This window comes from Fibrobacter sp. UWB13, from assembly GCF_900177805.1.
Taxonomy (GTDB): Bacteria; Fibrobacterota; Fibrobacteria; order Fibrobacterales; family Fibrobacteraceae; genus Fibrobacter.
Map to the genome: position 1 here is coordinate 1,752,810 of NZ_FXAX01000001.1, position 17,334 is coordinate 1,770,143.

14 protein-coding genes and 1 tRNA gene are annotated in these 17,334 nt (G+C 49.1%); 8 read left to right on the plus strand and 7 right to left on the minus strand.

Going from position 1 to position 17,334, the window contains the following annotated elements; genetic code table 11:
* Positions 1–38 precede the first annotated feature (38 nt).
* From B9Y77_RS07315 to B9Y77_RS07330, 4 genes are read right to left on the minus strand one after another with little or no spacing between them, the layout of a single operon-like run.
* On the minus strand, positions 39–1,274 hold the full coding sequence (locus B9Y77_RS07315; protein ID WP_085491032.1) for a DNA replication/repair protein RecF: 1,236 nt from the start codon (positions 1,272–1,274) through the stop codon (positions 39–41).
* Positions 1,271–2,320, minus strand: coding sequence for a PorV/PorQ family protein (locus B9Y77_RS07320; RefSeq protein WP_085491033.1), 1,050 nt, complete (start codon positions 2,318–2,320; stop codon positions 1,271–1,273). The genes B9Y77_RS07315 and B9Y77_RS07320 overlap by 4 nt, the downstream gene beginning before the upstream one ends.
* Positions 2,317–3,930: a hypothetical protein gene (locus B9Y77_RS07325; protein ID WP_254899957.1), complete on the minus strand. Its 1,614-nt coding sequence runs from the start codon at positions 3,928–3,930 to the stop codon at positions 2,317–2,319. Before B9Y77_RS07325 ends, B9Y77_RS07320 begins: the two co-directional genes overlap by 4 nt.
* Positions 3,931–3,948: 18 nt before the next feature.
* Complete coding sequence (locus B9Y77_RS07330; RefSeq protein ID WP_085491035.1) at positions 3,949–4,581, minus strand: LolA family protein; 633 nt, start codon at positions 4,579–4,581, stop codon at positions 3,949–3,951.
* 163 nt (positions 4,582–4,744) lie between these two features.
* Between B9Y77_RS07330 and B9Y77_RS07335 the strand changes: the two genes are divergently transcribed.
* A complete protein-coding gene (locus B9Y77_RS07335) occupies positions 4,745–5,878 on the plus strand; it encodes a hypothetical protein (RefSeq protein WP_085491036.1) in 1,134 nt (377 codons plus the stop codon).
* Positions 5,879–6,169: 291 nt separating this feature from the next.
* Here the strand turns inward: B9Y77_RS07335 and B9Y77_RS07340 are convergent, their stop codons facing one another.
* Positions 6,170–7,225, minus strand: a complete 1,056-nt coding sequence (locus tag B9Y77_RS07340) for a hypothetical protein (protein ID WP_085491037.1) — start codon at positions 7,223–7,225, stop codon at positions 6,170–6,172.
* Positions 7,226–7,382: 157 nt separating this feature from the next.
* Between B9Y77_RS07340 and B9Y77_RS07345 the strand changes: the two genes are divergently transcribed.
* The 4 genes from B9Y77_RS07345 (at position 7,383) to B9Y77_RS07360 (ending at position 11,613) form a co-directional block, all read left to right on the plus strand.
* Positions 7,383–8,816, plus strand: a complete 1,434-nt coding sequence (locus B9Y77_RS07345) for a glycogen synthase (protein ID WP_073423469.1) — start codon at positions 7,383–7,385, stop codon at positions 8,814–8,816.
* Positions 8,807–8,880: transfer RNA gene (locus tag B9Y77_RS07350), tRNA-Ile, on the plus strand. The genes B9Y77_RS07345 and B9Y77_RS07350 overlap by 10 nt, the downstream gene beginning before the upstream one ends.
* A gap of 101 nt (positions 8,881–8,981) precedes the next feature.
* Positions 8,982–9,485, plus strand: coding sequence for a type IV pilin protein (locus B9Y77_RS07355; RefSeq protein WP_085491038.1), 504 nt, complete (start codon positions 8,982–8,984; stop codon positions 9,483–9,485).
* 91 nt (positions 9,486–9,576) lie between these two features.
* The gene (locus tag B9Y77_RS07360) at positions 9,577–11,613 is read left to right on the plus strand and encodes a glycoside hydrolase family 3 N-terminal domain-containing protein (RefSeq protein ID WP_085491039.1); all 2,037 of its coding nucleotides are present in this window, start codon (positions 9,577–9,579) and stop codon (positions 11,611–11,613) included.
* On the opposite strand, the gene B9Y77_RS07365 is transcribed toward B9Y77_RS07360, so the two are convergent.
* Both B9Y77_RS07365 and B9Y77_RS07370 read right to left on the minus strand, forming a co-directional pair.
* Positions 11,610–12,608 carry a HigA family addiction module antitoxin gene (locus tag B9Y77_RS07365; protein WP_073423472.1) on the minus strand — a complete coding sequence of 333 codons (999 nt, stop codon included), beginning with the start codon at positions 12,606–12,608 and terminating at the stop codon, positions 11,610–11,612. The genes B9Y77_RS07360 and B9Y77_RS07365 overlap by 4 nt on opposite strands.
* Before the next feature lie 8 nt (positions 12,609–12,616).
* Positions 12,617–12,940, minus strand: coding sequence for a type II toxin-antitoxin system RelE/ParE family toxin (locus tag B9Y77_RS07370; protein ID WP_085491040.1), 324 nt, complete (start codon positions 12,938–12,940; stop codon positions 12,617–12,619).
* 170 nt (positions 12,941–13,110) lie between these two features.
* On the opposite strand from B9Y77_RS07370, the gene B9Y77_RS07375 reads away from it, so the two are divergent.
* The 3 genes from B9Y77_RS07375 to B9Y77_RS07390 all read left to right on the plus strand — a co-directional run bounded on the left by B9Y77_RS07375 (position 13,111) and on the right by B9Y77_RS07390 (position 17,269).
* Complete coding sequence (locus B9Y77_RS07375) at positions 13,111–14,142, plus strand: hypothetical protein (RefSeq protein ID WP_085491041.1); 1,032 nt, start codon at positions 13,111–13,113, stop codon at positions 14,140–14,142.
* Between the two features lie 778 nt (positions 14,143–14,920).
* On the plus strand, positions 14,921–16,066 hold the full coding sequence (gene rffA, locus B9Y77_RS07385; protein ID WP_085491043.1) for a dTDP-4-amino-4,6-dideoxygalactose transaminase: 1,146 nt from the start codon (positions 14,921–14,923) through the stop codon (positions 16,064–16,066).
* A gap of 6 nt (positions 16,067–16,072) precedes the next feature.
* The gene (locus B9Y77_RS07390; protein WP_085491044.1) at positions 16,073–17,269 is read left to right on the plus strand and encodes an ATP-grasp domain-containing protein; all 1,197 of its coding nucleotides are present in this window, start codon (positions 16,073–16,075) and stop codon (positions 17,267–17,269) included.
* Positions 17,270–17,334 lie beyond the last annotated feature (65 nt).

Sequence of the window (17,334 nt, forward strand, 5' to 3'; positions counted from 1 at the left end):
AAAAAAAATTCTAATGACTAATGACTATCAACCATTAACTAAATCTTCAGTTCAAACATTGCATCTGCTTTAAACGGCAGATCTTCAGCCTGTGGCGTCGCAATCACCACCTGACACTGCTTTTCGCGAATGAGCGAAGCGACTGCATCACGGCGGTTCACATCAAGCTCGGCGAAAATATCGTCCAAAAGCAAAATCGGCTTTGTCAAGTAACGCGATGCCACATCGACCGCCGCAAAGCGCATCGCAACCGCCGCCGAGCGGCATTGCCCTTGCGACCCGACAGAACGCATCTCGTAACCAGACGCACACAGAGCCAAGTCGTCACGGTGCGGCCCCGCCATTGTCATTCCCTGCAAGCGTTCTACGAATTCCAAATCCGCGAGCTTTCGCGCAAACGCATTCCGCAACATTTCCTCGCTAATAACATCCGAGCCGTCCGCCGCACTCCCGGCGACATTCCCAGAACCGTCCGCAAAACATTCCGCGCACTCTCCGCTAGCATTCATCGCACCCGCCGGAATCTCATCCATCATCTCATCCGACAGCGGGTCCGCCATATCAAGCGCATCCAGCGTCTTGAGAATCGAGCTCTTGTAAGCGCAAGTGATTTCATCCACCCCGCCCGAAAGCTTGCGATAGTACCGCGTAATAATTTCCGAGACTTCTTTCGAGAGCGCCATTCGCGCCGCCCAAAGTTTGGCACCAAGATCTATCAGCTGTTGCGTCAGCACACGGAACAAGTCTTCGCCACCGACCGCAGAACCCTTCTGCTTAAATTCCTTAAGCCATTTGTTACGCTGTTGCAGCACGCGCTTGTAATTGCGCAACACTAAAGAATTTGCAGAAGAACGGAAACAGAGAATTTCATCGAGCCAATGCCTGCGCACATCAGGTCCACCTCGCAAAAGCTCAATATCCGAAGGCTGCATAATCACCGCCGGGCACGTCCCGAAAAACGCCGTCGGAGACTTAAGCGTTTCACCGTTTTCACGAACCTCGCTCCCGCGAGAAAACACGCGAAGCGCTCGCTTCCGCTCGCGCCCCTCGTCCTCAAATTCACCGCGCAGAATCAGTTCGTTCTGCTTCCATGTAATCAGTTCACGCAAATCACGCGACCGAAACGAGAATCCCTGCGCAAGCAAATAAATCGACTCCAAAATCGTCGTCTTGCCGCAGCCATTCGGTCCGCAAATCACATTGATGTGAGCATCGAAGTTGCAGTCCATCGATTCTAGACTGCGCACCTTCGAAATGAACACTTTAGAAATCAAGGAATGTATCCCCGCAAGCCAAGGCTGAACGGAGACCAAATTCCCGCACTCGTTTCGTAAAGGAACGCATAGTTCACTTCAATCGGGAACCTTCTCCTACCCACGCGAATTTCAAACTTGTAACCAGCACCGAGCATCCAGTTCAAATCGTCCATACCTACGCGGAACGTCGCATTAGGGATAGCCTCGCATTCAAAACCGACGCGACCTGTCCAAACATGAAGCTGCGGGTCAAAAGCCAAAAGCGTATCGGCAACCTGGTAGTCAATCGCTTCCATCCAAGCATAAACAGGCTTGCCCATAATCTTAGAACGGTAGCCAAGACCTATCTGCAACACCTTCGGGCGCACGCCTTCCGTCGAGCTCAATGTATTATCACGGCTCGGGTTTTTCGTCCACTTTGCAGACAAGTTCTTACTAAAGCTCAAGTTGCGAATAACAACAGACGAAGACCACTTTTCGTTCCACTGACGGAACCAAGCCAAGTTAATCGTCACCGGGCTGCGGAAGGAATCTTCCATCTCGATGCCTTCGAAATATTGAGCCACATCCAAATTATCATAGCTCATCGAAAGCGAAAGACCGAAAGCATCTTGTCGTGTGGCGCGGTAGGCAAAGCCTAAGTAGAACATCGAGAAGAACGGTTTCGCCGTACCCATCGTTTCGTCGTCATCGTCAATCACTTTAAAATCGCGGTCACCGCGGTAAAGCATGGCAAAACCGACACCCATGCGCTTACCGACCTTGCCTTCAACGCCAAAGGCGCCACCCAGACGGTCCAAGTCACGCTTTTCAACGTTCAGCGTATATCCAATATCCTCGCGGAAACCAAGCAAAGCGGGGTTCCAGAAAGCGCCCGGCATAGAAGCCGTATCCGCAGAACCCGTATTGCCACGGCCCAGTTCACGGACACCGCCGCCCATACGTTCGACAAAGCCATCAAAACCGCCAAGCTCAGACTTTTTCGTAAAGCCAAGCGCCATCGCCGAAGAGGCAAAAGCACCCACAGCCATAGCTGTAACTACAAGATTCTTAAACTTAATCATCTGAAGTTACCTCCGAGCGTCATAGCCTTGCCCCAGCCAATGTGACCGTGATTATCCTTTACCCTGATGTAGTAAACACCCATCGTGCAATCCTTGCCATGGTCATCTCGACCATCCCAAATGTCTTCCTTCGGATTCGTGCTACGCGAAGCATCGGCATTACGCACCGCATCTTTCACAATCGTACGCACCTTGCGCATATCGTAGCTGAACACTTCAATCGTAATTTTTGATTCACGACCCACTTTATACGAAACAAGCGCTTCGCTGCCCGGCGTAATCACAGAAGGCACCATACGGATGCTTCCGAGATTGTTGTTCAGCTTTGCACGGTTCAGCACCACACTCCATGTTGCACCGGAGTCCGCCGACACAGACACACCGTTTCCGCGAGTCGCAATGGCAAGCCCCATACGATCCTTCGTAAGCGGGAAAGTACACATCGACATGATAATCGCCTTGCGGTCCGTAGCTCCCGTTTCATAGCCATAAAGCCACTGGAGCTTTCCATCGTCGTCTTGCTCCCAGGCATGCGCACCAAGCGAATCCAGCTTGAGGTAACCGCTAATCGAACCACCTACGGCACGTACCAGTACAAAAGCATTCTTACCCAAGAAAGCGACATCGCCTACCGTATAATCGGCTTCGTCATAGATATCCTTCTTTTGCACCTTGCCTGCCGTATCGAGGAAATTTACCTTGGAAAAGTCAGTAGCCTTTTCACCATACATGCGCCAAAGTCCGCCCACCACATTATCGTCTTTTTTGTAGGCAGTTTCTGCAATAATCTGAAGCGGTTCACCACCCATCCAAAGCCCCGTCACACGGGAATCCTTAAGGTTCTTCGAAACATTCTTGAGCCCGTCCGAAGACTTGACCCAAATGCCCTTAGCCGTTGCAAGCCAAAGGTCACCAGTTTCCGGGTGCACACGCACATCGAAAATTTCAGGATTGTTCTTCAAATCCAGTTCGGCATTATCCTTGAGCCTTTCAAGCTTATTCGTCTTTAGGTTCAGAACAAACGTCGTATCCTTGGCGCCGTTTTTGCCAGAAACATCGTACACCATCAAGCCCAATGCGCCACGGGCAGCCCAAAGGCGTTTTGCCGAAACTTCATAAGCAAAACCGCTGATAGCATACTGCATCGGCTTATCCAAGTCATCTGCCGCAGACGGGACATCAACCGGAGTTTCAACAATGTTCTTCAAGTCACGAACAGAATAAAAGCCCGCCGGTATCAAGTAGCGGTTATTCTTGTCCATTCCAAACATCGGGAGCACAAGCCCAAGCTTTGAATCCGCATAAACAGCGGGTAAGCGCCTGCGTTCTGCAAGATCGTCTTCAAGGATGGCATCCGACACAGCCGTTAGCGTATCCGACTCGACTTGAGCCTTGTCCGTAGACTCGGTCATCACAGTCCCATTGCTCGTCACCTTAAACTTCAGCAATGTCAAGCCGCTATAAGAATAGTCCCACGAAAAAGCCCACAAAGCTCCAGTTTCACCCGAAGGTGCCACCGCGTGCACATAGTTGCTAAACAGCGTTTCGCCAGCAAGAGCATTTGTACACAACGCCCCCCCCATAAGGAGGCCCGCCATAAATTTTTTCATCAAGCCCTTTTTCACAAGCTACCTCATATCGATTTCGTCAACGCCCGCAACAGGCTTGTACTTGAAATCATCGTTAGAAATATTCTTGACCACTTTCATGTCGATAATGCCATACCAAGTTGAATTCCCTGCGGGGTCTTCCGTAAAGAGGCGCACCGGGGAATAATCACTCTTGGAAAGCCAAACTTCCATCTTGGTAAACTGTCCCGCATATTTCGACGGGTCGAGCTTCAAAATCCAAAGCTTTTTACCAGCAAATTCGCCCTCGCCCATTTCGAGCGCCTTACAGTTCAAGTACTTGAACAAAAGTTCCGATGGATGGAGTGAACTCGACAAGTCTTCCACCGCCTTGATGAGCACCTGCTTCTGGTCCACATTCCACTGCCAAAGGCTCTCGCCATCACTATAAAACTTTATTCCCGAAAGATCCAACTTGAACTTGTCGCCCTCGGCAACAACGAGACTACCCGACTGGGTTCTGATATCCGGAGAATCCGCCTGATAAAGTTGAGCCCTAAAACTGAGGCTCCAGGCACGCCCCGACTTGAACCAAGCCTTGGACTTGTCCAAAACCTGATCCGCCGTCAACGCAAAAACACATTGCACCAAGGCAAGCGATAAAAAAACAAAAAAACGGGAGGAGAATTTCATATCCACCTATATTAAAGACTCTATCAAATTTACAAAACTCAATCCATCAAGGCGTAACAAATTCGTATTTTTAAGGGAAGATGGAGCCAAACATTGGTCTTGCGATAAAGATATTTCTATCTTTTGCACGTAAAAACCAAATTTTCTTTTTTGGAAGGATTGTATGCGTAAACTCATTTTGCCGATTGCCCTTGCCGCTACCGGTTTTGCCATGGCTGCAGACATCGAAATTCATGGAAATGTCGATTTTGACTTCGGTAGCTACTTCGACAGAGATTTTGACCCGACAAACGCCGCAAACCAGGACATCGACTTGTCCGTAACGGCAAACCTCGACGAAAACGTTTCTGTAACCGTTTTCACGAACACAAAGAGCAACATCACGAACTCCGACCAGGCATCAGAAATCCGCCATGGTCTCCCGCGTTCGACCTCCATTACTAGCGACAAAGACCGCTACACCGCCTTCAACTTTGACGGCGTGGAACTCCGCTGGAAGCCGTTCCAGGATGTAAGCTTCGTATTCGGTGACTTGACCTACAATGCAGGTACATTTAACTATTACTTCTGGCGCGATCCGAGCCGCTATGCCGTGATTTCTCGCGATCAGAGCGTTCGTGGTTTCGGTGTCGAAGTTGGCAACAACAAGTTTGGCGACGGTAAGTTCTACATCGGCGCAACCGACGACAGCAAGGCAGCAATCGCCGTGTTCGGTACTTACGCCCTCAAGCTCTTGAACCGCCCAGACGAACACCTGACCATTACCCCGAGCGTGGACTGGGTCTTCGGTTCTGAAGTCGGTCGTGGTTACACCTACTTCTTCGGTACTGAACTCGACTACTCCAAGAGTCTCGACATCCTCAACTACAGCATCTATGCCGTCTACGGTCTCCACCCGTACAAGGGCGACGCCGTCCACTCCTTCCTCGTTGAACCGAGCTTGAACTACAACATCTTCAACTTGGGCATGAGCTACTTCTATGCAATCGTCAACAAGGATGACGGCTACAAGGCAGCAGACCAGATCTTCACGGATGACCAGATGCTCTTCGCTATTGAACCGAGCTTCAACATCACAAAGAAGTTCGCTCTCGGCGTTAGCTTCGAATACCATGATCCGGATGCCGAAGTCAGCAAGGACGAATTCAAGTTCCTCGGCATGAACTTCTACCTCTACCCGACGCTCAACACGAATGTCACGTTCTGGTTCGGCTACAACTTCAGCAAGGACAAGAACCCGGTCGTCGGCGAAGCTACCAAGTTCTCCCTCGGCATGAGCGCCCACGCAGATTTCTAATCAGTGGTTAGTCAATAGTCATAGGCTATTGGTCAATAGCTATTAGACGATTGTAATTAGTTCCTCGGCAATACTGCCGGGGATTTTTTATTGTATGGATCCCCTCCCTTCGGTCGAGGATGACAAGAAAGACATAACAGCTTTTTGCAACTGTCATGCCGGCCGGAACCTGCCCCGGACATGTTCCGGGGTGCCGGCATCACCATCTCGTCGTAAAAAAGGTGACAACAAAAAAAGACCCGCCGCGCATCCGCGGCGAGCCTTGAAACAGTCTTTAAATTCCGTTACGAATTAGTGACCAAGGTACTTACGACCAATGCCGTACTGGTCCTTGTATTCGATGTAGTCCGGAACAAAGCCATTCGGATAAGAGAAGCTTACGTTCACAGAGCACTGGAATTCGTTCATCAACTTGCCCTTGCCCTTGAACTTCTTCTGCTTCTTTTCAATCTTTTCGTCACCCTTCTTGCCTACGAGAACTTCGGCTTCGCACCAGCCCGTGTTGCCCTTGGCATAGACTTCCTTGCCTTCGGTAGAAACAAGCTTGATCTGAGACGGGTCGAGTTCAGTGTTGTTACCCGTAGAAGCCCAGAACTGGAGTTCGCAAGAGAAACCATTCTTGGACTGCTTCATAGTCGGGAGAGCCATCACGTAGCCCCACTTGTCCACACGCTGCTTGCCACTCAAGTCCGGAACGTTTTCGCCGAAGATGAGGAAGTAACCGCGAGTGACCTTGCGGCTCTTGTTCAAAGCATTCTGGATTTCCTGATTTGTCGGAGCCATTTCAGCCATGCGGAGGAGCAAGTATTCCTTCACGACCGGATCGTCTTCGCCCAAAGCTTCCTGCAAGTTGCGAGCAACATAGAGCTTTTCGGTTTCTTCGCGGATGCTCTTGATAGCAGATTCTGCAACGTGGCGGGTCTTTGCGACAGATTCAGCGGAGTCAATCTTTGCAAAAGCGTTGATGATCGTAGCGTAGTCAACACCTTCCTGTGCAGCCTGGCGCTTACCGATTTCACCGAGCGTCTTGACATATTCTTCAACGGTTGCGTCTTCCTTGACCTTACCGATGTTGGATGCAGCCTTTTCAAAGTAGTTGCTGATAAGATCGCTGCTCAAGTCCTTCTTGGATTCCATATCGCCCGCACGCACGAGAGCGAGGGTGAAGTTGTCAAAGAATTCATCGGACATTTTGCCCTTCTTCTTTGCCTCAAGATAAGAGTTGATAGCATTGCGGAAACGGCCTTCCTTAAGGTGTTCGTCGCCGCGCTTTTCGTTAGTACCCTTACAGCCAGTCATCGTCAAGGCGACGGCAGTAGCCAAAGCAGCAATGAAAATCTTCTTCATTTTGTATCCTTCAGATGAAGTTTTAATAAAAAATATTGAAAAGGACTATTTATCAGGTTAAAAAGTAAAATACACCCTTTCAGTTGAAATTTAAATAAATAAATTTATACATACTTACTTTTGTAGGTAAATTTTTATTTGGAGTGTATAAAAACCAATGAATATACTCGTCGTAACTCCAGAAGCGGGGAACTGGAAGGTACCGAGCCCCCTCGCAACCGCGGTCAACTGCATGACGCAGGCATTTGCCAACGCCGGTTCTCAGGTTATTACTTGTTCGCCATTCTATAAAGACCATATTATCGATCCCGACAAGTATCATTGCGTTTATCAAGGCGTCGAAGCGTTGCAGAACAAGCCGTTCGAAGTCTGGCGTTCTGAAGACGACCCCCTCCACACTTATATATATAATGAGGAATATTTCGGCAGGCCCTATGTTTACGGACCACCGCACGCCCTCCCCTACAGCGACAACCACCTGAGATTCGCCATGTTCGCCTCGGCAGTGCTCTCCTACAGCGCGCAAAGCGGCATCCAGTTCCAGGCAATCCTCGGTCATGAATGGGGTGGTGCCCTCGTCGGTGCACTCTGCCACACCGTCTACCAAGAAGCATTCCACAACATCCCGTTTTTCTTCAACGTCCATAACATCACTTACGACTTCCACGTGCAGCCGAGCGAAATCGAAAAAATCGGTCTCCCGCGCAAGGATTTCAACATGGACGGCTACGAGTTCTGGGGCAAGGTCAGCCTCCTCAAGGCAGGCATCCTGTACGCCAACAAGGTCCTGTTCCCATCGTCAGGCTATCGCGACGCCATGCTTAACACGAACCTCCCCGGCGGTCTCAGCGGATTCTTGAACCGCAACAGCAGCAAGCTCCTCGGCATCCAGTTCGGCGTGAACTACAAGTTCTGGGACTTCAACGACGAAGCCAAGCGTCCCATCAAAGAAGCGAAGCGTATCGCCAAGGCGAGCCTCGGCCGCCAGTTCGACATGGATCTTTCGAACAAGCTCATCATTTACAGCCACATGGACATGGAGTCGGGCAACGCTTCCGAAACGCTTGCGACCATCCTTTCGGACATCGCCAAAGAGAACGTCCTTATCATCGTGGGCATTTCGCCAGAACACCCCGAATGGAACTACTACCAGGAAGTTTCTCACCAGTACGGCAACTTCATCCGCATCCTCCAGTTCGATTCCGAAGAAGCGAACAACAGAGAAAAATTACGCAACACGCTTGCCGCCTCGGACCTTCTATTTGCGGCAAACCTGCAAGAGCCGTCCGCCTCGATAATCCTCAAGGCCATGGCTGCAGGTACGCTCCCGCTCACGGGCCGCAACGTCGGCATCGCAAGCATGCTCACCGACTACACCCTCGAGACCGCAGGCGAAGCCAACGCATTCCTCGTCGATGACGCAAACGCTCCGCACCAGATGCTTCGTCGCATCAAGGACGCCATCAGTGTGTACAACACGGAAGTCGCCGATTGGGACAAATGCGTCGTAAATGCTTACAGCGGATTCCACTACGAGTGGGCAAAGACAATTTCAAAATATTTACTAACTTTGGGTGAACTGGGGCTTTAGCTCAATCGGTTAGAGCAGCGGACTCATAACCCGTTGGTTCCCGGTTCAAGTCCGGGAGGCCCCACGAATAGCGTTATCTAACAAGGTAACGCTATTTTTTGTCCTCATTCTACAATTTCCTCTGTAAATATCTTATTTTTATAAGCATAATACAGAGGGAGCAATATGGAGCAAAAAGGTTTTTCCCTTATCGAACTAATGGTCACGATCGTCATCATGGGCGTTCTGGCCGCCGTTGCCGTTCCTAAGCTGTTCGGCTTTATTGACAAATCCAAAGCTTCCGAAATTAGCGTCGCCGCAGGCACCTACATGAAATTGCAAGAAACATACGCTTTCGAACATGGGAAAGGCGGCACCTGGCACGAGATTGGATACAGATCCCCTGCAGGCAACAGCCTCGGAATCGCAAGCTCCACAAACTTCACCTACATTGCCATAGAAAACGATTACAACTGGTCAGCCGAATCTAACGTCAGCCTAAACAATTGCCCCAAAGGCAGCAAATGGTACCTCAATTATTCCCTTAGCGAAGGGGCTCACAACATCAAGTTTTGGACCTCCAGCGACAACATCGTCGGCTGCATCGACGAATTGACTCCAAGCTTCAAACGATTGAGCAACACGACGACCCCAATTACAACGCCCACAAAGTCCGGCGGAAAAGAATAAAATTGTTTCCAGACGTACACAGCAAAAAGCGGGCTCGTGTTTTCACGCCCGCTTTTTTGAATGTAGATTTATTCTGTAGAAAGGGTAAATTATGAATCTTTCAAAAATCGGCATTTTTGCTTTTGCGACAATCGCAGCCATCACCACTGCACAGGCAGGAATTAGCGGTTCCATCGTTGACGAATCCGGCGCTCCCATCCACAACGCGGCTGTCACCGTTAGAACTCTTCCGAAGCTCATCGCCAACGCGCGAACGCTCTCGAACGACAAGGGTGCATTCAGCTTGAATAATGCCAAGAAAGGCCAAAGCATCGTCGTACGCAAAGCGGGATTTTTGCCCGAAACACTCAGCGTTGTTCCCGGCAAAAAGAATTACGGCAGCATCACGCTAAAGCGCGACCCGATTGAAACTCGCATCGACAGCATCATGGCAAAAATGACACTTGACGACATGATTGCCCAAATGACGCAAGCCAAAGCACCGACCGTAAAATGCGGCAACAGCATCTGCGGTTCTGCCCTCGAAGGCGGCGGCGCTTACACAGCAGACTTCTACACCAACGCTTGGAAACAGAAAATTCCAGTCATCTACGGCAAGGACAACGTCCACGGCGTCGCCGACGTGAATAACGCAACAATCTTCCCGCATAACATCGGGCTCGGAGCCACGCGAGATTCCGCACTCGTCCGCAAAATCGGGCAAGCCGTTGCTGAAGAAATGTGGGCAGCACACATCGACTTGAACTTCGCACCCGCCATCACCGTTCCGCAAGACGAACGCTGGGGCCGTGTGTACGAAGGATTTGGCGAAACAACGGAACTCGCCGTTGACCTCGGAGCCGCATTTGTACGCGGCCAGCAGGGAGACAACAATGATGCCGAATGGCGCGTCATCACCACGCTCAAGCACTTCATTGGCGACGGTGCCACAGATAACGGTTACGACCGCGGCAACGCCACCATGACAGACAAAGTCCTCCGCCAAAAGTATTTGCCACCTTACGAAGCTGGCGTTGAACAAGGCGCCCTCAGCGTCATGGCAAGTTTCAACCAGGTAAACGGCATCCACCAGCACGTAGACTCCGCAAAAATCACGGGCATTCTCAAGACCGAACTTGCATTTGACGGCTACGTCATCGCCGACTGGGAAGGCATCGAAAGTTCCACAACACCGGGCGCCGCAGGCGACTACTCGCCCGGACTCGTTACCGGAATTTCTTCGAAAGACGCCATCAAGAACGCTATCAACGCAGGCCTCGACATGGCAATGGTTCCGCAATCCGCCGAAAGCTTTGTCAAGAACATGAAGGAGCTCGTTGCATCGGGTGCGATTAGCGAAGATCGCGTCAAGGACGCTTGCCGCAGAATCTTGCGTGCAAAAATCCGCGCGGGCAGAATAGACAATCCGAGCGGCCCAGCCGCTTACGTTGGCGTCACAAAGAACATCGGCAGTGCAGAGCACCGCCAACTCGCCCGCGAAGCTGTGCAAAAGAGCCTCGTCATTCTCAAGAATAAAAAGGTTCTCCCGCTCAAGACTACAGACAAAATTTTCGTCACCGGTAGCCACGCCAACAACACCGGCTTACAATGCGGTGCATGGACGCAAGGCTGGCAAGGCACCATGGAAAACGTCCCCGGCGCAACATCAATCCAAGCAGGCTTTGACGAAGTTGCCAATGGCGCACGCGTCGCCACCGCCGAAGAAGCAAAGACAATCGTTTATGTTATCGGTGAAGTTCCGTATGCCGAATGGTTCGGCGACTACCGCGGTGACGATTTCAACAACAAGATCATCACCAAAAAAGCCAGAACCGATATGTCATTCAACAGCACCGATAACGACATTGCACAAATTAAGGAATGGCAAAAAGCAGGTCACAAAGTGGTCGTTGTACTCATCACCGGTCGCCCGCTCCCCATCACCTCGCTCATCAACGTAGCCGATGCATTCGTCGTCGCATGGCTCCCCGGCAGCGAAGGCGCAGGTGTTGCAGACGTGCTCTTTGGCAAAGTCAAGCCCACGGGCAAACTCCCCCACACTTGGCCCAAAGACGCCAAGCAAATCCCGATCAACGTTGGCGATGGGAAAAAAGGACTCTTCCCATACGGATTCGGGTTGACATACTAAGCGTCGAAACCAGCCTCCAGCATGCACTTCTGCGCAAAGCAGTTGGCTTCGTCCTCTTTTTCGGGATAGTTGTGCGTAATTTCGATGTTCTGCAAACAAATTCCCTTCTTGCCATGATAAAGCACATGTGCAAGCTCATGGAAGAAAGTGAACCACATCGTTTCACGTTTTTTAAAGCGGTCGTGCAATTGGATTAGCGGGACATCCTTGTACCAACGGTACATGCCGTGAATCGGCGAGCTCTTGAAATTCTGCACGAACAACACACGAATACCAATCTTACGGCATAGCGCCTGCAAGCCTGTCATGCAATCGTCAACCACCTCCGCCTCGGGCGTCCAGTAAGTGATACGCTTTTCGCGCTTCGGCAACTTCTTGTTTGCAGCCGCAAACGCAATAATTTCAGGAAGCGCCGCCTTAAGCTTTTTACGAACCGCAGGCTGCCCCAGCTTTTCCATCGGATCCTGATCCGACAGAATCTCGCCACGGCGAATCCACGCCGAAGTCGCATACGGATCCTTGACCTCCGCAAGCGAAATACGGAACGCCACCTTCAGCTGAGCCTTTTTGTAATAACCATCCCACGCCTGTGGGGACGCCACTGCAAAGAATTTCAGCAGAGGCATCAAAGATTTGCTTTCATCCTTTTTTTGTCGAACCCATTCGCGGACATCAAGTTCCACGGGGAAAGACTTTTTCCAAAGGGACTGATCCATAAGCGAAGCCTTAATTTTCTCACGCGACAAAAATTCGTCGTAAGCCATCTGACTACGCAGCCAAAACCCAGCAGGTATTTCCGTAACCATTTCAAGAGAAATTGCCGATTCGGGCGTGATTCGGCAATTTCCCTGCAAAATGTCATTCACAGCCTTGGGCGTGTAGCCCATGCGTGCAGCCAAATCATTGGCATCAAGGCCCATTTCTTCGATTTTTTCAGCAAGATGCCGCCCAGGTGGCGTCACTACAGCTAATTCATCACATCTATAAACCTGCATAAGTACTCCTAATCATGATAATCTACAATTTCTAGAATAGAAACTGTTTGTTCAACAATCAATCCGATGACATTTCCGTCACTATTCAAAACCGGCTTGAAGATAAGCCGATACGGATGGTCCAAATCACAAGCCCATTGCCCTGCACGATTGCCGGTTAACTCATGGAAACGGCCTGCCACATTTTTCAAAGCGTCTAAATCAACCGCTCTATGCAAAGCATCTATTCTTGTCGAATAAGTATCCGCTAGTCTTTGCCCCATTTTTCTCACTGCATAAGCCCTATCACCCGCACAGCGAGCCAATTCCTTATCTGCGTACACAACCTGCATTTAATCCTCATAATTTTAATACACCTATAATATAATTCAAAATTTTAATAGAAGCAAATGGTGTAGTACTTTCATCAGAGCACCAGTAAAAGTTCGACCCCTTGACAGCGAAATCGTGAGGAGTATAAATTTAGGGGCGTTAAAATTTTCGAAAAACTAAAGGAGTAGAAATGGAAAGAACATCCAAAATCATTCCATTAAACATCGTTTTCACATACCCCGTTCATTGGGATTCATTTCAAATTTTGCGAGATTATATCCAAAATTTCTACGATTCGGTTCCCGTAGACCAATGGGCAAAACGTTTTCAGTACGAATTTAGTGACGGAACATTAACCATGCGAGTCGAAGACTCCTCATTCAGCTACGAATGGCTATTGCATATCGGAGCGTCAACAAAAACTAATTCAGAAGAAAAACACGCCGGTTATTTCGGTGAAGGCTTCAAAATAGCCTCTCTCTGCGCACTCCGTGATAAGCATTGGGAAATCAAAATGTCATCTGGAAACTGGAGCATCAATGTCATTTGCACAGACCAAACGATAGATGGACAAAATGTTAAAATGCTCGCATACAATTTGACAGAATCAGAAACAAGCATTCCTAAAAGCGAGCTAATCCTGCAAGGCGTTTCAATTGCAGATTTCAACATATTCAAAACCGCTTTAAGAAGTTTTTACCACCCTGAAAACGAGCTCCTAGGAGAAAAAATTTGGGAGAACTGTGATGGAGCAGTCTACACACGCAGCAAAAAACAATATGATAACGAACTTCCGTATAATTACAGCTACGGCAGAAAAGGAATTGTTTTCTGTGGCTATCAAATTCGAGGTTCAAATCCGTTCGATCTTGTAGTATGCCTACATGACTTTGAGCAAAACGATCGTGAACGAGATTCACTCCTAGACATGGAAGTTGTAACCGTATTCAAAAGAATGAGCGCATTATTGCCAGCACAAGCCTCCTTTAAAATCGTTGAAAAAATGAGACGTGTCTGGATATCCAACAGCACAGACCGTTTCGATTTCGAAAGTTGGACTTCTGTCCTCCGACGGTTACTGTATAACATTTTGTTTTCTTCTGAATATTGCAAAAAATTCAAAGACAAATATCCGAATCTTCTGTACCTCTACCCAACCCTAAGCAAAATACAAATGAATTGGAGGCAAGAAGCCCGTTGTTGGTACAAAAAAAGTTCATGACAAATACATTCTTGTCGGTGAACCATTTTCATTGTTAGGTTATTCATCACTCGAAGATGAATGTAGACGAAATGGCGGACTTGTAAAAGATGACGACATTCACACAGAAATAGAAAGGAACTGTTTCTCAATTCTTGAAGATACATGCAAAAAATTATTCCCCGACTTTTTTATTGCAGATCCATGGCCATCCCACAAAATCATAACAAATCCCAAAGCAACCTATCACGGAATGGCTACAGTCTGTAAAAACAAGCGAAAACAATTTAATAAGATGCACTTATGTATTAAGAATAAAATTGACTGTGTGTACCTAAAGCGTTCCATTATCGAAGCCGATAAATTCTATGATGGTTTATCCACCTATGTTCATGAAATGAGCCACATGTTCGGCGGAGATGCTTCCGAAAACTTCAGCCTCGGTCTCACGCTCGCAATGGAAATACTTCTACAAAACACAGCAATCGTAGAATCAGCACATCAAAAATGGCGTCAACAATTCAGTAACAACTCACAAATATGAGAAGAAAACGAAAACATAAAACAGATATCTTCAGAAGCTATGAAGAAGCCCATTCTTACGGACGCGCAATGGGCCGTTTAACATGCGTATACGAAATGGCTGTAAAAATGCGAGATTCGAAAGATTTTGACTTAAATTCGATTGCAAAATACACAAAACTTCCTATAAAAACCATATTGGTATTGTAATAAACCACAATAGAATTGCACAACATTCCCAAAGAAATTATATATTACGCTTTGTAAACAATTAGGGATGTGTAGAGCAATGAGAATTCCTTTCAACCAGCCCCCCTTCGTGGGGCCTGAAATCGATTATGTACGGAAGGCCGTTGAAAGCGGTCGTATTTGTGGCGATGGGCAATTCAACCAAAAATGCCACGCCTGGCTAGAACAAAAAACGGGTGTCGCCCGCGCATTGCTCACTACAAGTTGCACCCACGCTCTTGAGATGTCCGCACTGTTGTGCAACATCCAGCCCGGCGACGAAGTCATCATGCCATCGTTCACGTTCGTTTCGACCGCTGATGCTTTTGCCATGCGCGGTGCAAAATGCGTGTTTGTGGACATCCGCCCCGACACCATGAACATTGACGAAAAGCTGATTGAAGAAGCCATTACAGAAAAGACGAAGGCAATCGTCCCAGTGCATTATGCAGGCGTCGGCTGCGAAATGGACACCATCAACTCCATCGCCAAAAAGCACAATTTATTCGTCATCGAAGACGCCGCGCAAGGCATGATGGCCACCTACAAAGGTCGTTCGCTTGGGGCGCTCGGAGATTTCGGTTGCTATAGTTTTCACGAGACAAAGAACTACAGCATGGGCGAAGGCGGAGCCATTCTCATCGCCGACAAAAAGTATTCCGACCACGCCGAAATCATCCGCGAAAAAGGCACGAACCGTGTGCAATTCCACCGCGGCGAAGTCGATAAATACACATGGGTCGAACTCGGCTCCAGCTACTTACCGAGTGAACTCAACGCAGCTTACCTCTACGCCGAACTTGAAAACGCTCAGAAAATTTTCGACAATCGCATGGCAAGCTGGAACGCTTACCGAGAACGTTTACAGCCGCTCACCGATGCAGGCGATTTGCAGCTCCCGTACATTCCGGCAGAATGTTGCCACAACGCGCACATGTTCTACCTGAAGGTCGCCGATCTCAAAACACGAACAGCACTCATTGCGCATCTCGTCAAAAATGGAATTCTCGCAGTATTCCACTACGTGCCGCTCCACAACGCTCCCGCCGGTAAACGTTTCGGACGTTTCAATGGCGAAGACCGTTACACCACCCACGAAAGCGACCGTTTGTTGCGACTCCCCATGTTCTACGGATTAAAGCAAAACGATTTGGAATTCGTGTGTGACAAGGTCAAGGAATTTTTCGGGAAGTGAAAAGAAATGGAGCAAAGCAATCCTCAAAAGAAACTCCTGCTATTAGGCGGCAGCCACGCCGAAATTCCGCTCATCAAGGCTGCACAGGAACTCGGCTGGTATGTGATTACCACGGGCAACAATCGCGATGGACTCGGCCACCCTTACGCCGACAAGACCATTTTTGCAGACTTCAGCGACAAAGATGCTATGCTAGAACTCGCCAAGAGCGAGAATGTGCAAGCCATTTGTTCCGGATGCAACGATTTTGCGTTACTTTCGACAGCGTACGTCTGCGAAAAGCTCGGGCTCCCTGGGCACGATTCCTACGCGACGAGTCTCGAAATCCACCACAAAGACAAGTACCGCGCCCTCGCTGCACGACTCGACATTCCGACACCGCGCGCACTCGTTGTTCGAAACGCAGCCGACTTCGAGACCGCCATTTCGCAACTGACGTTCCCTATCATCGTCAAACCCGTTGATTTGACTGGTGGCAAAGGCATCCACCGAGCCGCCAACATCGAAGAAGCTCGCGCGGCCTACAAAGACGCCTGCAGCCGTACCCGCCAAGACCACATTGTGGTCGAAGAATTCGTACAAGGCACAAACCATGGATTCTCCGCCATGCTCGTGAAAGGCAAAGTCGCATTTGCATTTTCCGACAACGAACAGTATTACCTCAACAAGTACATGGTCTCGGGAGCAAACACGCCAAGCACCACAAGTGCAGCGGGCCTCGCCAAGCTCCGTGACTACAGCGAACGCATCGCCCGCGAATTACACCTCGTCGATGGCATTTTGCATATCCAATACATCGAGCGTGCTGACGGCACGCCAGTCATCATTGAGATATGTCGCCGACCGCCAGGAGATTTATACATCAAATTCGTCAAATACGCCACCGGAATCGACTACCCAAAATTCATTGTGATGGCAGAAACTGGAATGGACATTTCAGGCATCGCCGATGTTCCCACGCAAGGATTCTGGCTCAGGCACTGCATTATGGCGGACCGTGAAGGAATTGTCCGCGACGTCTCTTTCGCCCCAGAAATTCAAAAGAATATCGTCGAAAAATTTCTGTGGTATAAGCCAGGCGAACAAATTACAGATAAGCTTTTATACAAAGCAGGCATCGTATTTTTCAAGTTCGACACGCTAGCCGAAATGCAAGACAAAACAGCAAGAATGACAGAACTTGCCAAAAGCATAGTAGAATAAAGGAGATTCCGGGTCAAGCCCGGAATGACAACTAAAAACGCCATGGCGGACCAAATCCGCCATCT

Excerpts from the sequence above, each read along its gene's own strand:
- B9Y77_RS07390 (WP_085491044.1), top strand. The coding sequence starts at position 16,073 with ATGGAGCAAAGCAATCCTCAAAAGAAACTCCTGCTATTAGGCGGCAGC.
- B9Y77_RS07325 (WP_254899957.1), bottom strand. The coding sequence starts at position 3,930 with ATGAAAAAATTTATGGCGGGCCTCCTTATGGGGGGGGCGTTGTGTACA.
- B9Y77_RS07340 (WP_085491037.1), bottom strand. The coding sequence starts at position 7,225 with ATGAAGAAGATTTTCATTGCTGCTTTGGCTACTGCCGTCGCCTTGACG.
- B9Y77_RS07335 (WP_085491036.1), top strand. The coding sequence starts at position 4,745 with ATGCGTAAACTCATTTTGCCGATTGCCCTTGCCGCTACCGGTTTTGCC.
- B9Y77_RS07330 (WP_085491035.1), bottom strand. The coding sequence starts at position 4,581 with ATGAAATTCTCCTCCCGTTTTTTTGTTTTTTTATCGCTTGCCTTGGTG.
- B9Y77_RS07345 (WP_073423469.1), top strand. The coding sequence starts at position 7,383 with ATGAATATACTCGTCGTAACTCCAGAAGCGGGGAACTGGAAGGTACCG.
- B9Y77_RS07320 (WP_085491033.1), bottom strand. The coding sequence starts at position 2,320 with ATGATTAAGTTTAAGAATCTTGTAGTTACAGCTATGGCTGTGGGTGCT.
- B9Y77_RS07365 (WP_073423472.1), bottom strand. The coding sequence starts at position 12,608 with ATGCAGGTTTATAGATGTGATGAATTAGCTGTAGTGACGCCACCTGGG.
- rffA (WP_085491043.1), top strand. The coding sequence starts at position 14,921 with ATGTGTAGAGCAATGAGAATTCCTTTCAACCAGCCCCCCTTCGTGGGG.
- B9Y77_RS07375 (WP_085491041.1), top strand. The coding sequence starts at position 13,111 with ATGGAAAGAACATCCAAAATCATTCCATTAAACATCGTTTTCACATAC.
- B9Y77_RS07355 (WP_085491038.1), top strand. The coding sequence starts at position 8,982 with ATGGAGCAAAAAGGTTTTTCCCTTATCGAACTAATGGTCACGATCGTC.
- B9Y77_RS07370 (WP_085491040.1), bottom strand. The coding sequence starts at position 12,940 with ATGCAGGTTGTGTACGCAGATAAGGAATTGGCTCGCTGTGCGGGTGAT.
- B9Y77_RS07360 (WP_085491039.1), top strand. The coding sequence starts at position 9,577 with ATGAATCTTTCAAAAATCGGCATTTTTGCTTTTGCGACAATCGCAGCC.